This window comes from Streptomyces coelicoflavus (assembly GCF_003112555.1).
GTDB classification, from domain to species: domain Bacteria; phylum Actinomycetota; class Actinomycetes; order Streptomycetales; family Streptomycetaceae; genus Streptomyces; species Streptomyces coelicoflavus.
Genome location: NZ_BEWB01000019.1, coordinates 11,140 through 33,380 on the forward strand (window position 1 = coordinate 11,140; position 22,241 = coordinate 33,380).

Genomic DNA, 22,241 nt, shown 5'->3' on the forward strand with positions numbered 1-22,241 from the left:
TCCGTATGGTCGCTTAGGATCGATGGCGACCAGGTCTCGGGGGCGTTGATCGTGAGGAGTGTGTGCGGCTTTGCCCCCGATGAGTGAGGGACGAGGGTCTGTACGCGCCGGTTCCCGTACCGTGCGCCTGGGGCGCGTGACCCCGGTCACGTTGGCCGGGCAAATCGGACACCATCTTTGTGCACGCGTTCACAAAGACATAGCCTGCATTCGACGGGGCGGTCATGTAGGGACGTATGACCGCCTACAGCCCCGCTCTACCCGCAGGAGCACCGTGGCAACTGGCCGAGCACACCGACCGGCGACCCGCAGCCGAGGGATTCCCGAGGCCACCGTCGCCAGGCTTCCGCTGTACCTCCGCGCACTGACGGCGCTCTCCGAGCGCTCGGTGCCCACGGTCTCGTCCGAGGAGCTGGCGGCCGCCGCGGGGGTCAACTCCGCGAAGCTGCGCAAGGACTTCTCCTACCTGGGCTCCTACGGGACGCGCGGTGTCGGCTACGACGTCGAGTATCTCGTCTACCAGATCTCGCGCGAACTCGGCCTCACCCAGGACTGGCCGGTTGTGATCGTAGGAATCGGCAACCTCGGCGCCGCCCTCGCCAACTACGGCGGGTTCGCCTCCCGCGGTTTCCGGGTCGCCGCGCTCATCGACGCCGATCCGGGGATGGCCGGAAAGCCCGTGGCAGGCATTCCGGTGCAGCACACCGACGAGCTGGAGAAGATCATCCAGGACGACGGTGTCTCGATCGGTGTGATCGCGACCCCCGCCGGTGCCGCCCAGCAGGTCTGCGACCGTCTCGTGGCCGCCGGTGTCACCTCCATCCTCAACTTCGCGCCGACCGTGCTGAACGTCCCCGAGGGCGTCGACGTGCGCAAGGTCGACCTCTCCATCGAGCTGCAGATCCTCGCCTTCCACGAGCAGCGCAAGGCGGGCGAGGACGCCGCGGGCGACGCCGGCGTCGTACCGCCCGTCGCCGCCCGCAAGCAGCAGCACTCCACCGGCTCCGCCGACCAGGGACCCGACGGGGACGTACCCGCCGTGATGCCGGCATGAGCCTCCTCGTCGTCGGGCTGAGCCACCGCAGCGCGCCGGTCAGCGTGCTGGAGCGGGCGTCCCTGAACGCGGACGCGCAGCTCAAGCTGCTCCAGGACACGGTCGCCGCCGAACCGGCCGCCGAGGCCGCGGTCCTGGCCACCTGCAACCGCATCGAGCTGTACGCCGACGTGGACAAGTTCCACGCCGGTGTCGCCGAGCTGTCCACGCTGCTCGCCCAGCACAGCGGCGTCGGCCTGGAGGAGCTCACTCCCCACCTCTACGTGCACTACGAGGACCGGGCCGTCCACCACCTGTTCTCGGTGGCCTGCGGACTCGACTCGATGGTGGTGGGCGAGGGCCAGATCCTCGGCCAGATAAAGGACTCCCTGGCCCGCGCCCAGGACCTGCACAGCGCCGGACGGCTGCTGAACGACCTGTTCCAGCAGGCGCTGCGGGTCGGCAAGCGCGCCCACCACGAGACCGGCATCGACCGCGCCGGACAGTCCCTGGTCACCTTCGGCCTGGAGCAGCTGTCCGCCGGGGCCGACGTCCAGAAGTGGGCGCGGGGCAAGAAGGCCCTGGTGATCGGCGCCGGTTCGATGTCCTCGCTGGCCGCCGCGACGCTGGCGCGGTCCGGGGTCGCCGAGATCGTGGTCGCCAACCGCACCTTCGAGCGCGCCGAGCGCCTCGCGCAGATCCTCTCCGAGGGCGACGACACGGACGTGGTGGCCCGCGCGGTACCGATGGACGCGGTGCCGGGCGAGCTGACACGTGCCGACGTGGCCGTCTCCTGCACGGGCGCGACCGGCCTGGTCCTCACGGCGGACGCGGTGGCGGCGGCGGTGGAGGGCCGTACCGGCGCTCCCGCCGGGGCCACCTCCGTCGGCGTACGGGAGGCGGACGAGCGGCGGGCCGCGGAAACGCCACTGCCGAACGCCGGTGCCGGCGCCGACGACAACTGCCCGCTGGACCTGTCCTCCGTCCCCTCCGGCTTCTCCGTCATGGGCGAGGCCGCCGTGGCCGGCATGGACGCGGCGACGCTGGAGCAGCACGGGGCCTGGGCCGCGGGCGGTACCGCGGTGGACCGGCCCCGCGAGACGGGCCGGCCGGGACCGGAGGCGGACGCCGAGCTGATCGGCGCGCTCGCCGCGACCGCGACGCGCGTCGGCCGCATCCCCGAGCGCCGCCGCCCGGAGCCGGTCGCCGAGGTGCCGCGCCCGGAGCCCGTGCTCTTCCTCCTCGACCTGGCGATGCCGCGCGACGTCGACGCCGCCGTGCACCGGCTGGCGGGCGTACGCCTGGTGGACATCGAGTCGCTCGCGGACGCCTCCGCCGACGCGCCGATGGCCGCCGACGTCGACATGGTCCGCCGGATCGTCGCCGACGAGGTCGCGGCCTTCGGCGCCGCCCAGCGCGCCGCGCACATCACGCCCACCGTGGTCGCGCTGCGCAGCATGGCCGCGGACGTCGTGGCCGGCGAGATCGCCCGCCTGGAAGGGCGGCTGCCGGGGCTCGACGACAAGCACCGCGCCGAGATCACCCAGACCGTCAAGCGTGTGGTCGACAAGCTGCTGCACGCGCCGACGGTGCGGGTCAAGCAGCTCGCCGCGGAACCCGGCGGCGCCGGGTACGCGGACGCGCTGCGCACCTTGTTCGACCTCGACCAGGAGACGGTGGCCTCCGTCTCCCGCGCCGAGAACAGCACCACTGAGAAGAACCGAGGGCCGGCATGACTGAGAAGGCACTGAGGCTGGGGACCAGGCGCAGCAAGCTCGCCATGGCGCAGTCCGGGCAGGTGGCGGACGCCGTGAGCCAGGTGACCGGTCGGCCCGTTGAGCTGGTCGAGATCACCACGTACGGCGACACGTCGCGCGAGCACCTGGCGCAGATCGGCGGCACGGGCGTGTTCGTCGCCGCGCTGCGCGACGCACTGCTGCGGGGTGAGGTGGACTTCGCGGTTCACTCGCTCAAGGACCTCCCCACCGCGCAGCACGAGGGCCTGGTCGTGGCCGCCGTGCCGGTGCGTGAGGACCCGCGGGACGTGGTCGTCGCCCGGGACGCGCGCAAGCTGACCGACCTGCCGCGCGGTGCGCGCATCGGTACGGGGGCGCCGCGCCGCATGGCGCAGCTGAACGCGTACGCCCGCACCCACGGCATGGAGATCGAGACGGTCCCGATCCGGGGCAACGTCGACACGCGCATCGGATACGTCCGCAGCGGTGAGCTGGACGCGGTCGTGCTGGCCGCCGCCGGGCTGAACCGGGTGGGACGCATCGACGAGGTGACCGACTTCCTGTCGGTCGACACGGTTTTGCCGGCCCCCGGCCAGGGGGCACTGGCGGTCGAATGTCCCGCGGACAACGCGGACCTGATCGCCGCGCTCGCCGAGCTCGACGACCCGTTCACGCGGGTCGCCGTAACGGCCGAGCGGTCACTGCTCGCCGCCCTGGAGGCCGGCTGCAGCGCACCCGTCGGGGCGCTGGCCGACCTTCTGGCCGACGGGCAGACTGTCAAGGAAATGCGCCTGCGCGGCGTCGTCGGCACGACCGACGGCTCGACGCTGGTGCAGCTGTCCACCACCGGTCCCGTGCCCCAGACGCACGAGGCGGCGATGGCACTCGGTCGCGACATGGCCACCGAGATGCTCGCCCAGGGCGCGGCCGGTCTGATGGGGGAGCGAGCACATTGAGCCCCACCGCCTTTCCCGCCGGTCCGGAACACGGGCACGTCACCTTCCTCGGTGCCGGACCCGGAGATCCGGGACTGCTGACTCTGCGCGCCGTGGAGGCGCTGACCCACGCGGACGTCCTCGTCGCCGAGCACGAGGTGCTCGACGTCGTACGGACGCACGCGAGGCAGGGTGTGTCGGAGGTGCACACGGATGCCGATCCGTCGGATCCGGGCACAGGCACGCCACAGCTGACGGTTGTTGACGGTGCGTCAACGGCCGTCGGTGTCCCCGCTGTGCGGGATGCCGCACATCTTGTCATGGAGGCCGCGCGGGGCGGCAGGCGGGTCGTGCGTGCGGTGACCGGTGACCCCGGGCTCGACGCGTACGCCGCCGAGGAGATGCTGGCCTGCGCCGCGGCCGGGGTGCCCTTCGAGGTCGTCCCCGGCATCGCGAACGCCGTCGGCGTACCCGCGTACGCCGGTGTGCCGCTGCGGGACGCGGAGGGCGCGGACGTGCGCTTCCTGGACGCCCGTACGGCGTCGGACCGCTGCTGGACCGAGGTGGGCGCCTCCGACGGCACGGTGGTCGTGTCGACGACGCTCGACTCGGTCGCCGCGGCGGCCGGCGAGCTGGTGTCGGCGGGCCGCAAGCCGGACACCCCGCTGACGGTGACGATCGCCGGTACGACGACGCGGCAGCGCACCTGGACGGCGACGCTCGGCACGGTCGCCCAGACCCTGAAGCAGGCGAAGGTGCTGCCGTCCCCGGACGGCGGCCGCCCGGTGATAGCCGTGGTCGGCGAGCGCAGCGCATCCGCCCGGCGCGACCAGCTCTCGTGGTTCGAGTCCAAGCCGCTGTTCGGCTGGAAGGTCCTCGTCCCGCGCACGAAGGAGCAGGCGGCGTCGCTCTCCGACCAGCTTCGGTCCTACGGCGCGGTCCCGCACGAGGTGCCGACCATCGCCGTCGAACCGCCGCGCACCCCGCAGCAGATGGAGCGGGCGGTCAAGGGCCTGGTCACGGGCCGCTACGAGTGGATCGCGTTCACGTCGGTCAACGCGGTGAAGGCGGTCCGCGAGAAGTTCGAGGAGTACGGCCTGGACGCCCGCGCCTTCGCCGGCATCAAGGTCGCGGCGGTCGGCGAGCAGACGGCCAACGCCCTCATCGCCTTCGGCGTGAAGCCGGACCTGGTGCCGAGCGGCGAGCAGTCGGCCGCCGGTCTCCTGGAGGACTGGCCGCCCTACGACCCGGTCTTCGACCCGATCGACCGCGTCTTCCTCCCTCGCGCCGACATCGCCACGGAGACCCTGGTCGCCGGTCTGATCGAGTTGGGCTGGGAGGTCGACGACGTCACCGCGTACCGCACGGTGCGCGCCTCGCCGCCCCCGGCCACGACCCGGGAGGCCATCAAGGGCGGCGGCTTCGACGCGGTGCTCTTCACCTCGTCGTCCACGGTCCGCAACCTGGTCGGCATCGCGGGCAAGCCGCACAACGTCACGGTGATCGCCTGCATCGGCCCGGCGACGGCCAAGACGGCGGAGGAACACGGCCTGCGCGTCGACGTCATGTCCCCCGAGCCGTCCGTCACCAAGCTGGCGGAGGCCCTGGCCGACTTCGGCCTGCGGCGCCGGGCGGCGGCCCTGGAGGCCGGGGATCCGGTGACCCGGCCGAGCGAACGGCGGCCGGGGTCGCGGAGACGGCGGTCCTCGACCTGAGGTGTATGCGGGGCGTCCCTGGTTTCAGGGGCGCCCCGTTGTCGTTCCCAGGGACGCCGTCCAGGCGGCGGGGGTGAGGGACAGCCGGGGGCCGGTGGGGTTGTCGGAGCCGCGGACGGGTGTCGGCGAAGCCGGGCGGGCGGCCTGAACCGCTGGTTGGACGGCCGCGCCCGGGACGCCGCTCACCGGCAGCGGCCCCAGAGCTCCTCTGCGAAGGCCGGGAAGGCGGCGCGGGCCTCCTTGACGATGTCCGCGGCCGGGCGGCGTGGGGTGGTGGCGTGGCGTTCGGCGAGGGCGGTGAGTGCCGGGTCGGGGCGTGACACGGGGCCGAAGAGGACCGCCTCTGCCGGGCCGGTGCCGTCGGCCAGCAACCACAGGAAGTCGGACAGGTTCCCGGCGACCACGTCGCATTCGCCCTCCGACCCCACGAACACCACGGGCTGCTCGGTGAGAGGGCGGCCGGGGCGTCCGTGCCAGAGGGCCGCGAGGCCGCCGCTGCCGTCCTGGCCGAACACGCGGTAGGCGGAGCCGTCGGCTTCGGGGTTTCCCGTCCACTGGCGCAGCCAGTGCGTGGTCTCCTCGGCGGAGTCGAAGGCCGCGTAGGGCTCGAAGTCGATGCCGTCGCCGTCGGCGTAGTCGAACTCGAAACGGGCCACGTCGGCCAGGGCGGGGGGAAGGCGGCAGTCGTCACCGGGTGTCTCGCTCATGGGCGCACAGTAGACGGCTGCGCCGACAACGGCCGGTGCAGCCCGCTCAGGTCCAGTGCCGGGGCGGGTGGCAGGGGGGCCGGACGGGGCGGCGGGTCGGCCTGGAAGGACTGGAAGAGGTAGGTCAGGAGGCGGTGGGCGGCGGGGACGGCGGTTTCGGGGGGCTGGGAGGCCAGGCCGCTCACGGCCAGCAGGAGCAGGGGGATGTCGGCGGGGGAGAAGTCCTCGCGGAGCCGGCCGGCGTCGCGGGCGCGCCGGACCAGGTGGGTCAGGCGCTCCTCGGCGCAGGCGCGCTCCCGGTCGTAGTCCAGGGACGCCGGGAAACCGGCCATGAACACCGTCTCGAAGCCGCGGTCGGTGACCAGCGTGGTGCACACCTTGCGCAGGAGCGTGTACAGGCCGTGTCCCGGGTCGGGGTCGGCCAGGGCCTCCTCGAACGCGGTCGCGCACACGGCGAGCTGGTCGTCGAAGGCGGCGGTGACGAGGGCGGACCGGGTGGGGAAGCGGCGGTAGAGGGTGGCCACGCCGACGCCGGCCCGGCGGGCGACCGCGCTCATCGGGGCGTCCACGCCTTGGGCGGCGAAGACCTCGCGCGCGGCCTCCAGGACCCGTTCGCGGTTGCGGCGGGCGTCGGCGCGCAGAGCGTCCGGCGGTGGGGTTCCGGGGGTGTGCTCCGGGGGGTTGTGAGAGGGCTGGGCAGGCATGTTTCTCACTTCCGAGGTAAGTGGAGGGGGTCGTCCACTTATGGGTCTAGCGTGAGATTAGCAGCGGAGGCGGGCCTCGTCTCCGTGCTTTCCGAACGCGAAGTGGATGTTGGGTCATGGGTGAGATGAAGGCGGTCCTCTTCGACCGTTTCGGGCCTCCGGAGGTGCTCTACGTCGGGCGGCGGCCGGTGCCGGCCATCGGGCCCGACGAGGTGCTGGTGCGTGTGCGTGCCGCCGCGGTCAACGGGGGCGACCTGCACGACCGGACGGGGAAGGTGCGCCTGGTGACCGGGCGGACCTTTCCCAAGGGGTGCGGCCTCGACTTCGCGGGGGAGGTGGCCGAGGTCGGGGCCTCGGTGCGCGGGGTCCGGGAGGGCCAGCGGGTGTGGGGGCTGCTGGGGCGCCGGACCGGCAGCATGGCCGAGTACGTCGCCGTCAGCCCGCGGCGGATCGCGCCCGCACCGGAGAACCTCACGCCGGAGGAGGCCGTCTCGCTGCTCGCGGGCGCGACCACGGCGGTGACCGCGCTGCGCGACAAGGCCGCCCTCCAGCCCGGTGAGCGGCTGCTCGTGCGGGGCGGGAGCGGCGGCGTGGGCAGTGTCGCCGTGCAGGTGGGAAAGGTGCTCGGGGCGCGTGTCGTCGCGCTCGCGGGCGGGCGGAACCTCGACTTCGTGCGGGGGCTGGGCGCCGAGGAGGCGCTGGACCACCGGACGACCGCGCTGTCCGCGCTCGGCCGCTTCGACGTCGTCCTCGACACCGTCGGCACCGAGCAGGCCCGGGTACGGCGGTTGCTGGCGCCGGGCGGGCGCATGGTCGCCGTCGCCGCCGACCTCGACCGGCCGCTCGCGTGGCTGGGTACCGTGCTCGGTTCCGCCGTCCACGGCAAGGGGCGCATCCGCTTCTTCAGCGGCAACCCCGACGGCGCACTGCTCGCCGAGGCCGCCCGGCTCGCCGAGCGCGGTGACATCGTCCCCGTCGTCGACACCGTCCATCCGCTCGACGGGGTCGCCGACGCCCAACGCGCCCTGGCGGCCGGTGGCGTGCGGGGCAAGCACGTCGTGCGGGTCGCATAGGGGGCTGGTGCCGGCACGCCCACCCGGGTCATGCCCCCGGATCCTCCGTCACGGGCAGGCACTCGCCGAGCAGGTCGACGACGTCGCGCCAGGCGCGCTGCGCGTGTCGTGGGTGGTGGCCGACGCCGGGGACCGTGGGATGGTCGACCGGCGGGTGGTGGAAGGCGTGCAAGGCGCCGCCGTAGACCGTGAGGCGCCAGTCGACGCCCGCGGCCTGCATCTCGGCGGTGAACGCGTCCCGTTGCGCGGGCGGCATGATCGGGTCTTCGGACCCGACCCCGGCCCACACCGGGCAGCGGATGCGCGCCGCCTCGCCCGGCCGGCCCGTGGTCAGTGCGTTGACCGTCCCGATCGCGCGCAGGCCGACGCCCTCACGCCCGAGTTCCAGCGCGATGGCGCCCCCGGTGCCGTAACCGACAGCGGCGATCCGGTCGGGGTCGGTCCGCGGTTCGGCGCACAGCACGTCGAGCGCCGCACGGCCGATGCCCCGCATCCGGTCGGCATCAGCGAGCAGCGGCATGCAACGGGCCAGCATCTCCTCGGGATCACCCAGATAGCGCCCGCCGTGAAGGTCGAAGGCCAGCGCTACGTATCCCAGCTCGGCGAGAGCATCGGCCCGGCGGCGTTCGACGTCGCTGAGCCCCATGCCCTCCGGTCCGAGCAGCACCGCGGGCCGGCGGCCGGCACCGGCCGGGAGCGCGAGGTGCCCGATCATCGTCAAACCGTCGGCCGGGTACTCGACCGTACGCGTCGTGGTCGTCGTCATGAGACTGGACCGTAGCGATCATGGATCCCGGTCCGGCCGGTGTTCTGCCGCCGGCAGAGCGGCGCGGGTGCCGTGCGTTGACAGTCCGGCGGGCCGGTGCGTGTAATGACGGTGGTGCCGCGTGGCGCCGGTCAAAGAGCAGTGGGCCGGCCGGCGACCGGGCGAGCGCCCTTCATGCAAGGGGTCCGTGATGCGTTCATACTCCGCGCCCTGATTCCGAGTCGCCCGACGCGGCGTTTCCGCGCGTCGGCTCTCGTGCTCGTCCCTCGTTCCCCGCACGCCGCGGCACGTGTCGTCGCCGTCGCCGTGGCCTGCCGTTCCGGAGAAACAGAAACGTATGCCCACATCGTTCCACCAGTCCGTCATCGACGAGTTCCGCGCCAACGGGGGGAAGGTCGGCGGTCCCTTCGCAGGCGGTGACCTGCTGCTGCTGACCACCACCGGCGCCAGATCGGGCGCCTCGCGGACCACTCCGCTCGGGTACGTCCGCCACCACGACCGCCTTCTCGTCGTCGGGTCCAATCTCGGCGGCCCCCGGCATCCCGGCTGGTACCACAACCTGCTCGCCCACCCCGTGGTCCGGGTGGAGGTGGGCACCGAGAGCTTCGAGGCGCTGGCGGTGCCTGCCGAGGGTGCCCGGCGCGAGGAACTGTTCGCGCACGTGGTGCGGGCCTCGCCCGGCTACGGCGACTACCAGGCCCGTACCGCTCGGCTGCTGCCGGTCGTGGTGCTGGAGCGGGCCGAGCCCGAGGAGTGGGAAGGGCGGCCCCGGGAAGTGCGTACCCTCGCCGACAAGGTGCTGGAGGTGCACACCTGGCTGCGGGGGCAGGTGCGGCAGGTGCGGGCCGAGACCGAGGCGTACTTCGCTGCGCCGGGGGCGGACGGAGCGCCGCCGAGCCTCGGGTTGCAGATCCGGCAGCGGTGCCTGGCGTTCTGCCAGGCACTGGAGTTCCACCATGTGAGCGAGGACGGGCACCTGTTTCCGGGGATCGCCCGGCACCACCCCCATCTGACCGACGTCTTCGACCGGCTCGCCGACGAGCACCGCACGGTCGCCCGCGTCCAGGGGGAGCTGGCCGCCCTGCTGGACGGTCTCGCCATCGCCGATCCGGCGTGTTTCCGGGCCGAGTTGGACGAGATGTCCGCGCAGCTCAACGCGCATCTCGACTACGAGGAGGAGGTGTTGCTGCCGCTGCTGGCCGACGTGCCGTGGCCCCCGGCCGGGGCGACCGGGCCGGCGGCCACGCCTTAGGCGGACTCCAGCAGTTCCTTGAGCCGGGCCAGGTCGGCGGTGACCATGGCGGCGTCACGCTCGAAGTCGGCGTCGGTCGTCCCGGGCTGCCGGCGGAGGGTGAACACGACCTCGCTCCCGGTGTCGTCGGCGATGACGCGGACCGGGTTGCAGACGGTCTCCCCGGAGGGGAGCGTGACGTGGTGGTCGAGTACGCCCAGGTCGTTGCGCGGGGTGAAGGCGACCTTGACCCGGCCCAGGGGGGAGGAGTCCGCGATCCATTCGCCCGCGACCTTCTCGATGGTTCCGCCGAGGCCGTGGGCCCACGCGGGCAGGTTGGCCGGGTCCGAGGCGTAGGCGTAGACGTCGGTCGCGGTGCGGTCGATGTGGATGCCGAGGTGGCGGGACTCCGTGCCGGTGCTGTTCATGGCAGCGACGGTAGCGGGGCGCCGTCGCCGCTCTCTTGAACGAATCGGACATCGCGTGTCCGCCCGGCGCCCCCTAGTGGTGCCAGGCGCGGCCGCCCGTGTTGTGGATGACGCGCTGGAGCACCTTCATCGTGGTCAGGTACTCCTCGTCGGAGATTCCGGCGTGGCGTTCCGTCCACAGGTCGTCCTGGAGGGCGGCGGCCTTCTCGAAGAACGCCCGGCCCTCCGGGGTCAGGGAGAGGCGGCCGTCCGAGGTCTCCGCGTCCTGCACGATCCAGCCCGCCGTGACCGTCGCGTCGATCTCCGACTCCATCGCCTCCGGGCCCGTGTCGAGGTAGTTCCGCAGGAGCTCGGAGACCTCGGCGCGGGTCTTCGGGGTGTCCGCGCGGGCCACCTGGGCGAGGACCCACCACTGGGGCTGGGTCGTGCCGAGTTCGGCGAGGGCCGCCCGGGTGCGGGTGACGACGGCCTTGTACGCCGCCCAGGTCCAGTAACCGATGGGCTGGCGGACGAGTTCCGTGTCGGTGTGTGAGTAGTCCATGGCGTCGAACGTAGAAGCTGAAGTTTGGTTGAGGTCAAACGTTGCCCGGGCCGGACCGGGCCGACTCCCCGTCGGCAAAGGCACGGGTGGGACGGGCGTAGCGTGGGTGGTATGACGACGTACGGATCCTTTCCCGGCGCCCGGCCCCGGCGGCTGCGGACCACCCCCGTGATGCGTCGGATGGTCGCCGAGACCCGGCTGCACCCCGCCGACTTCATCCTCCCCGCCTTCGTCCGCGAGGGCGTGAGCGAGCCGGTGCCGATCGCGGCGATGCCCGGGGTCGTGCAGCACACGCGGGACACGCTCAGGAAGGCGGCCGCCGAGGCGGTCGAGGCCGGGGTCTCCGGGATCATGCTCTTCGGGGTGCCGGAGGACGGGAAGAAGGACGCCGCGGGGACGGCGGGGACGGATCCCGACGGGATCCTCCAGGTCGCGCTGCGGGACGTACGGGCCGAGGTGGGGGACGAGCTGCTCGTCATGTCCGACCTCTGTCTCGACGAGTTCACCGATCACGGGCACTGCGGGGTCCTCGACGACCAGGGGCGGGTCGACAACGACGCCACCCTCGAGCGGTACGCCGAGATGGCGCAGGTCCAGGCCGACGCGGGCGCCCACGTCGTCGGGCCCAGCGGAATGATGGACGGGCAGATCGGGGTCATCCGCGATGCCCTCGACCAGATCGGGCGGGAGGACGTCGCGATCCTGGCGTACACCGCCAAGTACGCCTCCGCCTTCTACGGGCCCTTCCGCGAGGCCGTCGGCTCCTCGCTCAAGGGCGACCGCAAGACCTACCAGCAGGACGCCGCCAACGCGCGGGACGCGATGCGCGAGCTGGCGCTGGACCTGGAGGAGGGCGCCGACATGGTGATGGTCAAGCCGGCCGGTCCCTACCTCGACATCCTCGCCAAGGTCGCCGAGGCCTCGGACGTGCCCGTCGCCGCCTACCAGATCTCCGGCGAGTACTCGATGATCGAGGCCGCCGCCGAGAAGGGCTGGATCGACCGCGACCGGGCCATCCTGGAGAGCCTCACCGGGATCAAGCGGGCGGGTGCGCGCAACATCCTGACGTACTGGGCGACCGAGGTCGCCCGCACGCTGCGCTGAGCGACCTGTGCCGGCCCTTCCGGCAGGACGTGCGGGTGCGCTCACCCCTTCAGTACTCGAGGGCGTTCGACGCGCTCGTCTGCCAGTAGGTGACCGTGAGCGCGGTGTCGACGTACACGCCGCCGGAGGGCAGCTTGACCCGGGCGATGGAGCCGTCCTGGAAGGGGACGGTGAGGGTGGTCGTCTCGTAGCCGTTCTCGCCGCTGCCGTCACCTGACGACAGGCGGACGCCGGCGTAGCCGGACTCGCCGGGGGCCAGCGTCGTCAGCGACTGCGGCTTGCTGGACTCCGCGACCGGCGGCACCGCCTGGGCCTCGCCGAACCGCGCCGCCGGGTACGGCGGCAGCGCGCAGGTCTTCGAGCCGGTGTTGGTGGCGGTCAGCAGCAGGTGGTTGATCGGGCGGGGCGCGTTCGCCGCGGTGATCCGTACGTCGGAGGCGGAGCACTTCCCGGGGAGGTCCGAGTCGGAACCGGAACCGGAACCGGAGCCCGAGCCGGACGCGTTGTCGTTTCCGGCGGAGCCCGTCGAGCCCGTCGAGCCCGTGGAGCCCGTCGAACCTGTCGAGGCCTTGTCGCCCTTCGTGCCGCCCGCCGGCCCGGTGTCGTTGCCGTCCGCCGACGCGGAGGCGGGGGCGGAGGCGGAGGCGGAGGGGTCGGGTGCCGGGGAGCCCGTGAGCTCGTCGCCCTCGCAGGCCGTCAGGGAGAGCGCGGCCAGCGCGACCGTGGTGGCGGCGAAGAGGCGGGTACGGGTGATGCGGCGTGCGGACATGGAAGTTCTCCTTCGGAAGTGGGAGTCGGGGCGAGCCGCTCGACCGTTCACCGGGAGCGGCTGCTTTGATGACCACAGCTTGCGGCCGTGCTCGTCCCGGCCGCCAGCACCGGGGGAACATGCGGGACGCTGGGACGCCGGGAACGCTCTGACCTGCGGGAACAATGTCCTTCTGGGATGCGGTACGGGGATGCGAGAAGTGGGAGGAACGGTGGCGGGGGACGACTTCGCGGGACTGCTTCGGGAGCTGAAGGAGCGGTCCGGACTCAGCTACGGGGCACTCGGCAAGCGGCTGCACATGAGCGGCTCGACCCTGCACCGGTACGTCAGCGGGGAGGTGGTGCCGGTCGAGTTCGCGCCCGTCGAACGCTTCGCCCGCGTGTGCCGGGCGACGCCCGCGGAACTGCTCGAACTCCATCGCCGCTGGATCCGCGCGGACGCGCTGCGCGGCGTGAAGAAGGAGGAGACCGAGGGCGGCGGTGAGGCTCCCGAGGACGTCGGGGGTGCGGAGGGCGCGAAGGGCGCCGAGGGCGTCAGCGGCGCCGAGGACGTCAGGAGTGCGGACGGCGCGGAGGGCTCCCAGGGTGCCGAGGGCGCCGATGAGTCCAACGGCGCCGATGAGTCCGACGGCGCCGAGAGTCCGGCGGCCCCGGACAACGCCCCGGCCGCCCCGCCGGTTTCCGCGGTGTCCCCCGCCCCGTCCGCGCCCGCGCCCGAGGCCCGGATCGTGTCGGACGCCGAGCCCGTCCGCGACGCGCCCGCCCCGTCCCGCCGCCGCGTCCCGCGCGCCGCGCTCTACGCCGCGGCCGGCGTCGTCGCCGTCAGTGCCGCCGTGGCGCTCGTGGCGAACCTCGTGTCGTCCCCGGACTCCACCGCCGGGAGCCGCGGTCCCGCCGGGGCCGTCGCGCCGTCCTCCGTGTCGCTGTCCGCGTCCGCCACCGCATCGGCGTCCCCGCGTACGAGCGCGTCCGTGTCGTCCTCCCCGTCCGTCTCGGTCTCCGCCTCCCCGTCCGGGCCGCCGTCCGCGTCACCGTCGCGGCCGGGTGCCGCCGCGCCGGACCGTCAGGCGCCGCCCACCGGGACCCCGTTCACCGTGTCGACCAACCCCTACTACTGGTACCTGCCCTGCGACCACGCCTTCCTGGTCGACCGCAGCCCGGAGAACGTGCCGAAGCCGCCGCCGCAGCAGGGCGCCGTCGGCTGGGCCGTCCCCCTCAAGGCGGTCTCCGCGAACCACCAGGAGGCCGTCCTCACCGTGCAGGGCACCGGCCCCGAGACGGTGATCCTGGAGGACCTGCACGTCCGGGTGGTGAGCAGCGGGCCGGCGCTGGACTGGAACCAGTACGTGATGGGCAACGGCTGCGGCGGCCAGGTGGACACCACGTCCTTCGACGTCTCGCTCGACCTGGGCACCCCGACGGCGACGCCCATCGGGGGACAGCGGGACTTCCCGTACAGCGTCAGCGAGTCCGACGCGGAGGTCTTCCACGTCACCGCGCACACCAGCGAGCACGACGTCAGCTGGTACCTGGAACTGGAGTGGTCCAGCGGCGGACGGCACGGCATCACGCGCGTCGACGACCACGGCAAGCCGTTCCGCACCAGCGCCTCCCGGGACGCCTCCCCCTACGCCTACCCGCTCGGCGGTAAGGGCTGGGAGGCGGTCGAGGGCGGCTGAGGGGGAGAGGGTGCGCCGGACTGGTGCCAAGTCGGCGCGTCGGCCGGGTTGTTGGACGTAGTTTGAGCTTCTGGTTCGCTTCGTCAGGTGACAATCGAAAGGTGGGACGCCCGTGTCCGGTGACGCCCTCAGCCAGGACCCCGCGGAGCTGCGGCGGAGGATCGACAGCAGCAAGGCGCATCCGGCGCGCGTCTACGACGTCTTCCTCGGCGGCAAGGACCACTACCCCGCCGACCTCGACGCGGCGGCCGCCGGGCTCGCCGCCAACCCGCGCGGGTACCTCGACGTACGGCACAACCGCGACTTCCTGCGGCGCGCGGTGACCGCGCTCGCCCGCGAGGACGGCATCCGGCAGTTCCTCGACATCGGGACCGGGCTGCCGACCGCCGAGAACGTGCACCAGATCGCCCAGCGCATCGCCCCCGAGTCGCGGGTCGTCTACGTCGACAACGACCCGGTCGTCCTCGCCCACGCCCGCGCCCTGCTCACCAGCAGCCCCGAGGGACGTACGGACTACATCGACGCCGATCTCAAGAGTCCGGCGCGGATCCTCGAACAGGCCGCGCGGACCCTCGACTTCGACCGGCCCGTGGCGCTCTGCCTCGTCGCCGTCCTGCACTTCGTGGAGGACGGGGAGGCCTACCCGATCGTCCGCGAACTGGTCGACGCGCTGCCCGCCGGGAGCAGGCTCGTGCTCAGCCACCTCACGGAGGACCTCAACCCGGAGAGCATCCGCGCGGTCCAGCGGACGTACACCGAGCGGGGCTTCACCTTCGTGCTGCGCTCCCGCGACGACGTCGGGCGCTTCTTCACCGAGTCCGGTCTCGAGCTCGCCGGGCCGGGGGTCGTGCCGGCGCACCACTGGCGTCCGGACCACGCGGCGCCGGTGCCGGAGCAGCCGGAGGAGTCGTACCTCGCCGGCCTCGACGACATCGAGAAGGTCCGGTACAAGGACATCAACGACGTCACGGACGCCGACATCAACGTGTACGGCGGGCTGGGCGCCAAGGGCTGACACCCGGCGGCCGCGTCACGCGAGTCGCACGGGTGTCCGGATCGCGGAAAGGCGCCTGTAGACGGCACGTACTTCTTTACGCTGCGCGCATGACCGTGACCGAGAACGCGCCCGCCGCAACCGCCACCGTGACCGCTTCACCGCCGCCGCTGGCCGCGCGGGCCCGCTCGATCGGGGGTTCGCCCGTACGGGACATCCTCGCCGTCACCGCCCGCCCCGAGGTGATCAACTTCGCGGGCGGGCTGCCGGCCCCCGAACTGTTCGACGCCGACGGCATCGCCGCCGCCTACCGGGACGTCCTCGCCGAGACGCCCGCACGGGCCCTCCAGTACTCCACGACCGAGGGCGAGCCCACGCTGCGGGCCGCGCTCGCCGCCCGCACCTCGGCACGCGGACTGGCCACCGGCGCCGACGACCTCCTCGTCACCACCGGCTCCCAGCAGGCGCTGTCGCTGCTCGCCACCGCGCTGCTCGAACCCGGCGACACCGTCCTCGTCGAGCGCCCCTGCTACCTGGCCGCGCTCCAGGCCTTCGGCCTCGCGGGCGCCCGGGTGGTGGCCGTGCCCGGGGACGAGGACGGGATGGACCCCGGGGCACTGGAGGAGCTGGTGGTGCGCGAGCGCCCCAAACTGCTCTACACGGTCCCCACCTTCTCCAACCCCACCGGCCGCACCCTGCCCGCCGCCCGCCGCGCCGCCGTCGCCGAGGTCGCCGGACGGTGCGGCCTGTGGATCGTCGAGGACGACCCGTACGGCGAACTGCGCTTCGAGGGTGAGCGGGTGCCGTGGATCGCCTCCTACGAGGGCGCCCGCGACCGGACGGTGCTGCTGGGCTCCTTCTCCAAGGTCATGGCGCCCGGCCTGCGCCTGGGCTGGCTGCGGGCGCCCGACGGGCTGCGCCGGGCCTGCGCGGTCGCCAAGCAGGCCGCCGACCTGCACACCCCCACCGTCAACCAGCTCGCCGCCGCCCGCTACCTCGCCGACCGGGACCTGGACGCCCACGTCGCCCGCGTCGCCGCCGCCTACGGCGCACGCCGGGACGCCATGCTCGCGGGCCTGGCGGACGCCCTCCCGGCCGGGTCGGCGTGGACCCGTCCCGAGGGCGGCATGTTCCTGTGGGCCCGGTTGCCGGACGGGTACGACACCACCGCCCTGCTCCCCGAAGTGGTCCGGCACGACGTGGCGTACGTCCCCGGCGCCCCCTTCCACGCCGGTGAGCCCGACCGCGCCACGCTGCGGCTCTGCTTCGTGACGCAGACGCCGGACGAGATCGCGGAGGGGCTGCGGCGGCTCGGGGACGGGCTGCGGACCGCGCGCTAGACCGACACCGGCCGGGTCACTCCGGCCGGGTCACTCCCTGGCCGTCGCGACCGTCACCGCCCGGACCCGCAGCGCCACCCGGCCGGGCAGGGCGGTCGCGACGAGGGTGAGGAGACCGGCCCCGGCGAGTCCCGCCTCCGATCGTCTCCTGGCCTGCGCGCCGACCATGCCGAAAGTGGTGCTGTCACCCAGTACCTGGTCGGGGCTCCGGCCCCACTGGAGCGTTGTCGCACCGCGGAGGTCGGAGCGCGGGCGCTGATCGAGGCTGCCATGGACGCGCGTCGCCTCGGCCACGGTCCGGCCCTGCCGCTGGCTTTCCCTGAAGCGGCCTCCGACAGCCAGGTGGGCAGGGGACATCCCCGCCCACCGAGGTTTGCCCGGCGGTCAGGCGCCCCGGTACAGCTCGGCCACGCGGGAGGCGAGGTCGAGTGCCTGGCGCCGGTTCAGCCGGGGGTCGCAGGCGGTGGTGTAGCGCTGCGGGAGGTCGTCGGTGTGCACCGGGTCGGCCCCGCCGACGCATTCCGTGACGTCCTCGCCGGTGAGTTCCAGGTGGATGCCTCCCGGGTGGGTGCCCAGCGCGCGGTGCACCTCGACGAAGCCGCGGATCTCGTCCAGGATCACGTCGAAACCGCGCGTCTTGTGGCCGCTGGGGGCGGTGAAGGTGTTGCCGTGCATGGGGTCGGTGACCCAGCCGACCGCGGCGCCCTCGGCGAGGGCCTTCTCGACCAGTGCGGGCAGGACGTCCCTGATCCGGTCGGCTCCGGCACGTACGACGAAGGTGAGGCGGCCGGCCTCCCGGTCGGGGTCGAGGCGTTCGATGTAGCGCAGGACCTCGTCGGTCTCCGTCGTCGGGCCGAGCTTGACGGCGACCGGGTTGCGGATCCCCGCCAGGAAGTCGAGGTGCGCGCCCTCGGGGGCGCGGGTGCGCTCGCCGACCCACAGGAGGTGGCCGCTGGTCCCGTACCGGGCTCCGGTCGTGTCGTCGGTGCGGGTCAGGGCGTGCTCGTAGTCGAGGAGCAGGGCCTCGTGGCTGACGAAGAACTCCGGGGGGCCGTCCACCGCCCCGGGTATGTCCGCGCCCGCCTGCCCCTCCGGCGCCCCGTGCGCGTACGTACGCAGCAGGTCCAGGGTGGTCGCGGACGCCTCGTACATGCGCTCCATGCGCTGCGGGTCGGGACGGCGTCCCGCCGCGGTGAACTCCAGGCTGTTGACCGCGTCCCCCCGGTAGGAGGGCAGGGCGCTCCCATCCCGGTGCTCGACGGCGCTGGACCGCGGCTTCGCGAACTGGCCCGCCATCCGGCCGACCCGCACCACCGGCAGGGCGGCCCCCCGGCCCAGCACGCCGGCCATGCCCCGCAGCAGCTCCAGCTTGCCGTGCACCGCCTGCGGGGTGACGCCCGCGAAGGTCTCCGCGCAGTCGCCGCCCTGGAGGAGCAGCGCCTCGCCGCGCGCCACCGCCGCGAGCCTCCCGCGCAGCCGGTCGCACGCCTCGGCGTGTACCAGGGGCGGCGCCTTCGCGAGCCGTCCTGTCACCGCGCGCAGTTCCTGCGGTTCGGGCCAGTCGGGCTGCTGGGCCGCCCGCTGCCCCGCTTCCGTACCGATACCGCCCATGACGCCGACCATTGCGTGCCCCCTCCTCGTTCGGTTTCCGGCTTCACCCCAATTCACGGCGCGGGGGCCGGTCAAGCAAACCGCAATTGGTCCGCACGGCGGGCCGGGAAATGGACTGGTTGTCCGTGGACGGCAGTTGGTTCTATTGCCGGGCCGAAACCGCTCGAGAAGGCGGCGGAAGCGCGCCGCATCACGTCCGACGGGAAAGTCCAGTGCCCGTTCAACGATCACAGAGAGATCATCCATGCCAGGAAAGCCATCGGGAACGCGACCGATACCCGTGCGGGTGACGGTCGACGACCTCCCCGCGCACGACCCGCTCGGGCTCCTCACGCACCTCCAGGAATCGGCCGACACCCAGGACGCCTTCCTGCTGGAGGGCTACGACGGTTCCCAGGAGCACCGGACGTCCGCCGTCGTCGGCAGCGGCCGGCTCTGCGAGATCCGCGTCTTCGGGAGCACGGGAGGCAGCACGGGCGGCAAAAGCGTGGAGGGCGGTGCCCCGGGGCGCGTCGAGATCGAGGGCACCCCGCTCCTCGCCGAGGCGCTGGCCGGGGAAGCCGTACGCGTGGGCCTCGTACGGCAGGAGACGGCCGGGGGCTTCACCTTCTCCGCAGCCCGGCAGATGTGGGACCTGCTGGAGGCCGCCCAGCGGCTCTTCGCGGTGGAGACGCAGGTTCCGCTGTCCGCCTTCGCCTTCGGCTTCCTGACGTCGCTGTCGTACGAGTCGACCTGGCTGATGGAGGACCTGCCGCCGCGCCCCGGTCACCCCGAGGGCCCGGACGTGGTGCTCACCCTGTTCCGCGAGACCGTCTGGTACGACGGCCCGGCCGGCACCGTCCGCCGTCTGCGCGCCGAGAGCGAGGCCTTCCCGGCGGCGCAGGGGCCCGACCCCCTGGCGGCGGCGCGCGCGGCAGCCGCGGTCGGCGCGGTCGGCGCGCAGCCCGTGCCGGAGGCCCCCGCCCCGCTGTCCGTGAAGGACAGCGTCGACAAGGCGACCTTCCTGGGGTGGGCGGAGCGCTGCCTGGAGCACATCAGGGTCGGTGACATCTACCAGATCCAGATCGGGCACCGGGTCGACGTCCGTACCTTGCTCACCCCCGGCGACGTCTACCGCCGGCTGCGTCGGCGCAACCCCTCGCCGCACATGTACCTGGCTCCGCGCGCCGGGAGCCTCCTGATCGGTGCGAGCCCCGAGCTGTTCCTGAAGATCTCCGACGGGGAGATCATGATGCGGCCCATCGCGGGCACCACCCGCCGCGGGCCGGACGAGGAGGAGAACGAGCGCCGCATCAAGGAGATGACGGCGAGCACCAAGGAGCGCGCCGAGCACATCATGCTCGTCGACCTGTGCCGCAACGACATCGGCCGGGTCAGCCTGCCGAGCACCCGGCCGGTGGACGACCTGATGTCGGTCCAGGCGTTCTCGCACGTCTTCCACCTGGTGTCGACCGTCTGCGGGCGGCTCGCGGAGGGCGTCGGGGTGTGGGACGCGGTGCGGGCGGCCTTCCCCGCCGGGACGATGACCGGCGCGCCCAAGATCCGCGCCATGGAGATCATCAACGAGCTGGAGGCCGAGCCCCGGGGCAGCTACGCGGGCGCCGTCGGCCTCGTGGACGCGCGCGGCGCCTGGAGCGAGCTCGCGCTGTGCATCCGTACCGTCACCTACGACGGAAGCACCTACTCCACGCAGACCTCGGCCGGGATGGTCGCACAGTCGGACCCCGAGGCGGAGTGGCAGGAGACCCTGACGAAGATGGGCGCGTCCTACTGGGCGCTGACCGGCAAGGAGCTGTGGTGACGCGTCCGAAGAGGGTCCTGCTGATCGACGCGTACGACAGCTTCGTGCACATCATCGACCAGTACCTGCGCACGCTGGGGGCGCACACCGAGGTCGTACGGTCCGGCACGCGCAGCCCGGACCGGCTGGCGGGGCTGGAGCCGGACGCGGTGGTGCTGGGTCCGGGCCCCGGCCACCCGGCGGACTCGGGGCACGTGGAGCTGGTGCACCGGTTCGCCGGGGAGGTGCCGCTGCTCGGCGTCTGCCTGGGGCACCAGGCGATCGGGCTGGCGTACGGAGGTCGGATCGAGGTGGCGGACCAGGTGATGCACGGCCGCACCAGCACGGTGCGGCACGACGGCGCCGGGGTGTTCCAGGGGCTCGGCAACACCCTGGAGGCCACCCGGTACCACTCGCTCGTCGTCGCGGAGCCGCTGCCGGTGGAGCTGGTGACGACCGCGGTCTCCACCGACCACGCGTACGTGATGGGGCTGCGCCACCGTACGCTGCCCGTCGAAGGGGTGCAGTTCCACCCGGAGAGCATCATGACCCCCGGGGGTCTGGAGATCATGCGGAACTTCCTTGCCCTGGGTGGTAGTCGCGAGGACGGTGCAGTCCACGACGAGCGGGCCGGGCAGCTCAGCGTGCGGTGACCGCGGCGGCGATCTCCTCGGTCGCCTGGGCGACCCCGACGCGGGGCAGATGCGCGTGCCCCACCACCAGGGCGGGGGCGTCCCGGGTCGGCCCGGAGTGGAAGCCGGCGCCGCCGCGCACGAGCACCGAGCGGCGCAGGGCTCCCGCCACGACGGCCGCCTCGTCGACCTTGCGGGGCAGCCGCACGTAGGCGTGCAGTCCTGCGGCGGCTCCGAGGACCTCGGCCCCCGGGAGGTGGCGGCGCACCGCGTCCTCCAGGACCTCGCGGCGGCTGCTCGCCGTCTTCGCCAGGCGCCGTACATGCCGGTCGAACAGCCCGCTGCGGAGCAGTTCCGCGAAGGCGAGCTGGGTGAAGGACTCGGTGCCGAGGTCCTGGCGGACCTTGGCGTGCAGGATCCCGTCGAGGAGTTCGTCGGGGGCGGCCAGCCAGCCCAGCCGCAGTCCGGGGCCCAGGAGTTTGCTGGCCGTTCCCGCGTAAACCACCCGCTCGGGGGCCAGCCGCTGGAGGGCCAGCGGGCGCGGGGTCCGTGCGTACCAGAGCCCTCCGTCGTAGTCGTCCTCGACGATCCACGAGTCCGTGTCGCGGGCCCACTCGACCAGTTCCTGCCTGCGCCGCTCCGACAGGGTGACACCGAGGGGGAACTGGTGGGCGGGCGTGACCAGGACGACGCGCGCGGAGGTCGCCGCCAGCGCGCCGACGTCCAGCCCCTCCTCGTCCACCGGCACCGCGACCGTGCGCATGCCGCTGTCCGTGATGAACCGGCGCTGCCCCGGATGGCCCGGGTCCTCCACGGCCACCTCCTCCAGACCGGCCTCCCGCAGTGCGGTGCACAGCAGGCCGAGCCCTTGGGCGAACCCGCCCACGACCACGATCCTCCCCGGCGCGGCGCGTACCCCGTGCCACCGGCCGAGGAGTCTCGCGAGTTCGCCCCGCAGCACCGCCTCGCCGGCCAGTGGCGGGTAGTCGTGGCCCCGGCCGGAGTCCTGCAGCGCGCGCTGGTAGGCGGTGAGCCAGACGGTGTGCGGGAAGGGCAGTGTGTTGGCGCCGCCGGTGCGCAGGTCCCAGCGCACCGCGGGTTCCCGGCCGTTGTCGAGCAGCACCGGCACGACGGACTGCTGAGGCAGGTGGTGCACCACGCGGGTTCCGGCGCCCTGCCGGGACTCCAGGTAGCCCTCGGCGGTGAGCTGACCGTACGCGTCGACCACCACGCTGCGGGCGACCGAAAGGTCCTCGGCGAGCCTGCGGGAGGCGGGCAGGCGTGTTCCGGGGCGCAGAATCCCCGTCTCTATCTCCTCCCGGATGAACTTCTGGATCTGCGAAGTCAGAGATTCACCGGATGTACGGGAAACGGAAACAGACATGTGCAGAGGCACGGGGCTTCTCCCTCCCAATGGGGTGTTCTCACAAGGTGGACTGCAACTCTCACCGGGAAATGGTCTGG

Annotated in this window: 21 protein-coding genes; 12 read left to right on the forward strand and 9 right to left on the reverse strand. The window is 73.1% G+C overall.

The annotated features are described in order from the left end of the window. Nucleotides 1-274: 274 nt before the first annotated feature. Genes Sco07f_RS35475 through Sco07f_RS35490 form a run of 4 tightly spaced genes read left to right on the forward strand, consistent with a single transcriptional unit; the run spans nucleotide 275 to nucleotide 5,419 of the window. Entirely contained in the window at nucleotides 275-1,054 is a 780-nt protein-coding gene (locus Sco07f_RS35475) for a redox-sensing transcriptional repressor Rex (RefSeq protein WP_007389918.1), read from the forward strand. Beyond that, nucleotides 1,051-2,769 carry a glutamyl-tRNA reductase gene (locus tag Sco07f_RS35480; RefSeq protein WP_108990302.1) on the forward strand — a complete coding sequence of 573 codons (1,719 nt, stop codon included), beginning with the start codon at nucleotides 1,051-1,053 and terminating at the stop codon, nucleotides 2,767-2,769. Before Sco07f_RS35475 ends, Sco07f_RS35480 begins: the two co-directional genes overlap by 4 nt. Continuing rightward, the gene (hemC, locus tag Sco07f_RS35485; protein ID WP_007443739.1) at nucleotides 2,766-3,725 is read left to right on the forward strand and encodes a hydroxymethylbilane synthase; all 960 of its coding nucleotides are present in this window, start codon (nucleotides 2,766-2,768) and stop codon (nucleotides 3,723-3,725) included. The genes Sco07f_RS35480 and hemC overlap by 4 nt, the downstream gene beginning before the upstream one ends. After that, nucleotides 3,722-5,419: a bifunctional uroporphyrinogen-III C-methyltransferase/uroporphyrinogen-III synthase gene (locus tag Sco07f_RS35490; protein WP_108990303.1), complete on the forward strand. Its 1,698-nt coding sequence runs from the start codon at nucleotides 3,722-3,724 to the stop codon at nucleotides 5,417-5,419. Before hemC ends, Sco07f_RS35490 begins: the two co-directional genes overlap by 4 nt. A 182-nt stretch (nucleotides 5,420-5,601) precedes the next feature. On the opposite strand, the gene Sco07f_RS35500 is transcribed toward Sco07f_RS35490, so the two are convergent. Both Sco07f_RS35500 and Sco07f_RS35505 read right to left on the reverse strand, forming a co-directional pair. Continuing rightward, on the reverse strand, nucleotides 5,602-6,126 hold the full coding sequence (locus tag Sco07f_RS35500; protein ID WP_087789999.1) for an SMI1/KNR4 family protein: 525 nt from the start codon (nucleotides 6,124-6,126) through the stop codon (nucleotides 5,602-5,604). After that, nucleotides 6,123-6,830, reverse strand: coding sequence for a TetR/AcrR family transcriptional regulator (locus tag Sco07f_RS35505; RefSeq protein ID WP_087789998.1), 708 nt, complete (start codon nucleotides 6,828-6,830; stop codon nucleotides 6,123-6,125). The genes Sco07f_RS35500 and Sco07f_RS35505 overlap by 4 nt, the downstream gene beginning before the upstream one ends. Nucleotides 6,831-6,946: 116 nt before the next feature. Here Sco07f_RS35505 and Sco07f_RS35510 point away from each other — a divergent pair, with 116 nt between their 5' ends. Next, nucleotides 6,947-7,903, forward strand: coding sequence for an NAD(P)-dependent alcohol dehydrogenase (locus Sco07f_RS35510; RefSeq protein ID WP_108990305.1), 957 nt, complete (start codon nucleotides 6,947-6,949; stop codon nucleotides 7,901-7,903). Between the two features lie 28 nt (nucleotides 7,904-7,931). Here Sco07f_RS35510 and Sco07f_RS35515 read toward each other — a convergent pair whose 3' ends face one another. Beyond that, nucleotides 7,932-8,669 (reverse strand): dienelactone hydrolase family protein, encoded by a 738-nt coding sequence (locus Sco07f_RS35515; RefSeq protein ID WP_054099350.1) that lies wholly within the window; start codon nucleotides 8,667-8,669, stop codon nucleotides 7,932-7,934. A gap of 337 nt (nucleotides 8,670-9,006) precedes the next feature. Between Sco07f_RS35515 and Sco07f_RS35520 the strand changes: the two genes are divergently transcribed. Beyond that, a complete protein-coding gene (locus tag Sco07f_RS35520; protein ID WP_007443748.1) occupies nucleotides 9,007-9,921 on the forward strand; it encodes a nitroreductase/quinone reductase family protein in 915 nt (304 codons plus the stop codon). On the opposite strand, the gene Sco07f_RS35525 is transcribed toward Sco07f_RS35520, so the two are convergent. Both Sco07f_RS35525 and Sco07f_RS35530 read right to left on the reverse strand, forming a co-directional pair. Continuing rightward, entirely contained in the window at nucleotides 9,918-10,328 is a 411-nt protein-coding gene (locus Sco07f_RS35525; protein ID WP_087789996.1) for an SRPBCC family protein, read from the reverse strand. The two genes, Sco07f_RS35520 and Sco07f_RS35525, sit on opposite strands and share 4 nt — an antisense overlap. A 73-nt stretch (nucleotides 10,329-10,401) precedes the next feature. Beyond that, nucleotides 10,402-10,869, reverse strand: a complete 468-nt coding sequence (locus tag Sco07f_RS35530) for a MarR family winged helix-turn-helix transcriptional regulator (protein ID WP_007443736.1) — start codon at nucleotides 10,867-10,869, stop codon at nucleotides 10,402-10,404. A 111-nt stretch (nucleotides 10,870-10,980) separates the two neighbouring features. Here Sco07f_RS35530 and hemB point away from each other — a divergent pair, with 111 nt between their 5' ends. Continuing rightward, nucleotides 10,981-11,973: a porphobilinogen synthase gene (gene hemB, locus Sco07f_RS35535; protein WP_007443749.1), complete on the forward strand. Its 993-nt coding sequence runs from the start codon at nucleotides 10,981-10,983 to the stop codon at nucleotides 11,971-11,973. 49 nt (nucleotides 11,974-12,022) lie between these two features. Here hemB and Sco07f_RS35540 read toward each other — a convergent pair whose 3' ends face one another. Then, on the reverse strand, nucleotides 12,023-12,742 hold the full coding sequence (locus Sco07f_RS35540; RefSeq protein ID WP_108990306.1) for a DUF4232 domain-containing protein: 720 nt from the start codon (nucleotides 12,740-12,742) through the stop codon (nucleotides 12,023-12,025). Nucleotides 12,743-12,953: 211 nt separating this feature from the next. Between Sco07f_RS35540 and Sco07f_RS35545 the strand changes: the two genes are divergently transcribed. From Sco07f_RS35545 to Sco07f_RS35555, 3 genes are all read left to right on the forward strand, one after another. Next, a complete protein-coding gene (locus Sco07f_RS35545; RefSeq protein WP_108990307.1) occupies nucleotides 12,954-14,420 on the forward strand; it encodes a helix-turn-helix domain-containing protein in 1,467 nt (488 codons plus the stop codon). 112 nt (nucleotides 14,421-14,532) lie between these two features. After that, nucleotides 14,533-15,435, forward strand: a complete 903-nt coding sequence (locus Sco07f_RS35550) for an SAM-dependent methyltransferase (RefSeq protein WP_108990308.1) — start codon at nucleotides 14,533-14,535, stop codon at nucleotides 15,433-15,435. An 89-nt stretch (nucleotides 15,436-15,524) separates the two neighbouring features. Continuing rightward, a complete protein-coding gene (locus tag Sco07f_RS35555; RefSeq protein WP_108990309.1) occupies nucleotides 15,525-16,754 on the forward strand; it encodes an aminotransferase-like domain-containing protein in 1,230 nt (409 codons plus the stop codon). Between the two features lie 30 nt (nucleotides 16,755-16,784). Here Sco07f_RS35555 and Sco07f_RS35560 read toward each other — a convergent pair whose 3' ends face one another. Continuing rightward, a complete protein-coding gene (locus Sco07f_RS35560; protein WP_141653006.1) occupies nucleotides 16,785-17,048 on the reverse strand; it encodes a hypothetical protein in 264 nt (87 codons plus the stop codon). A gap of 90 nt (nucleotides 17,049-17,138) precedes the next feature. Further along, nucleotides 17,139-18,377, reverse strand: coding sequence for a 3-deoxy-7-phosphoheptulonate synthase (locus tag Sco07f_RS35565; RefSeq protein ID WP_007443722.1), 1,239 nt, complete (start codon nucleotides 18,375-18,377; stop codon nucleotides 17,139-17,141). Between the two features lie 274 nt (nucleotides 18,378-18,651). Here Sco07f_RS35565 and Sco07f_RS35570 point away from each other — a divergent pair, with 274 nt between their 5' ends. Continuing rightward, nucleotides 18,652-20,166, forward strand: coding sequence for an anthranilate synthase component I family protein (locus Sco07f_RS35570; protein WP_244942219.1), 1,515 nt, complete (start codon nucleotides 18,652-18,654; stop codon nucleotides 20,164-20,166). Continuing rightward, nucleotides 20,163-20,798, forward strand: coding sequence for an anthranilate synthase component II (locus Sco07f_RS35575; RefSeq protein ID WP_007387524.1), 636 nt, complete (start codon nucleotides 20,163-20,165; stop codon nucleotides 20,796-20,798). Before Sco07f_RS35570 ends, Sco07f_RS35575 begins: the two co-directional genes overlap by 4 nt. On the opposite strand, the gene pdxR is transcribed toward Sco07f_RS35575, so the two are convergent. Next, nucleotides 20,785-22,161, reverse strand: coding sequence for a MocR-like pyridoxine biosynthesis transcription factor PdxR (gene pdxR, locus Sco07f_RS35580; protein ID WP_042821620.1), 1,377 nt, complete (start codon nucleotides 22,159-22,161; stop codon nucleotides 20,785-20,787). The genes Sco07f_RS35575 and pdxR overlap by 14 nt on opposite strands. Nucleotides 22,162-22,241 lie beyond the last annotated feature (80 nt).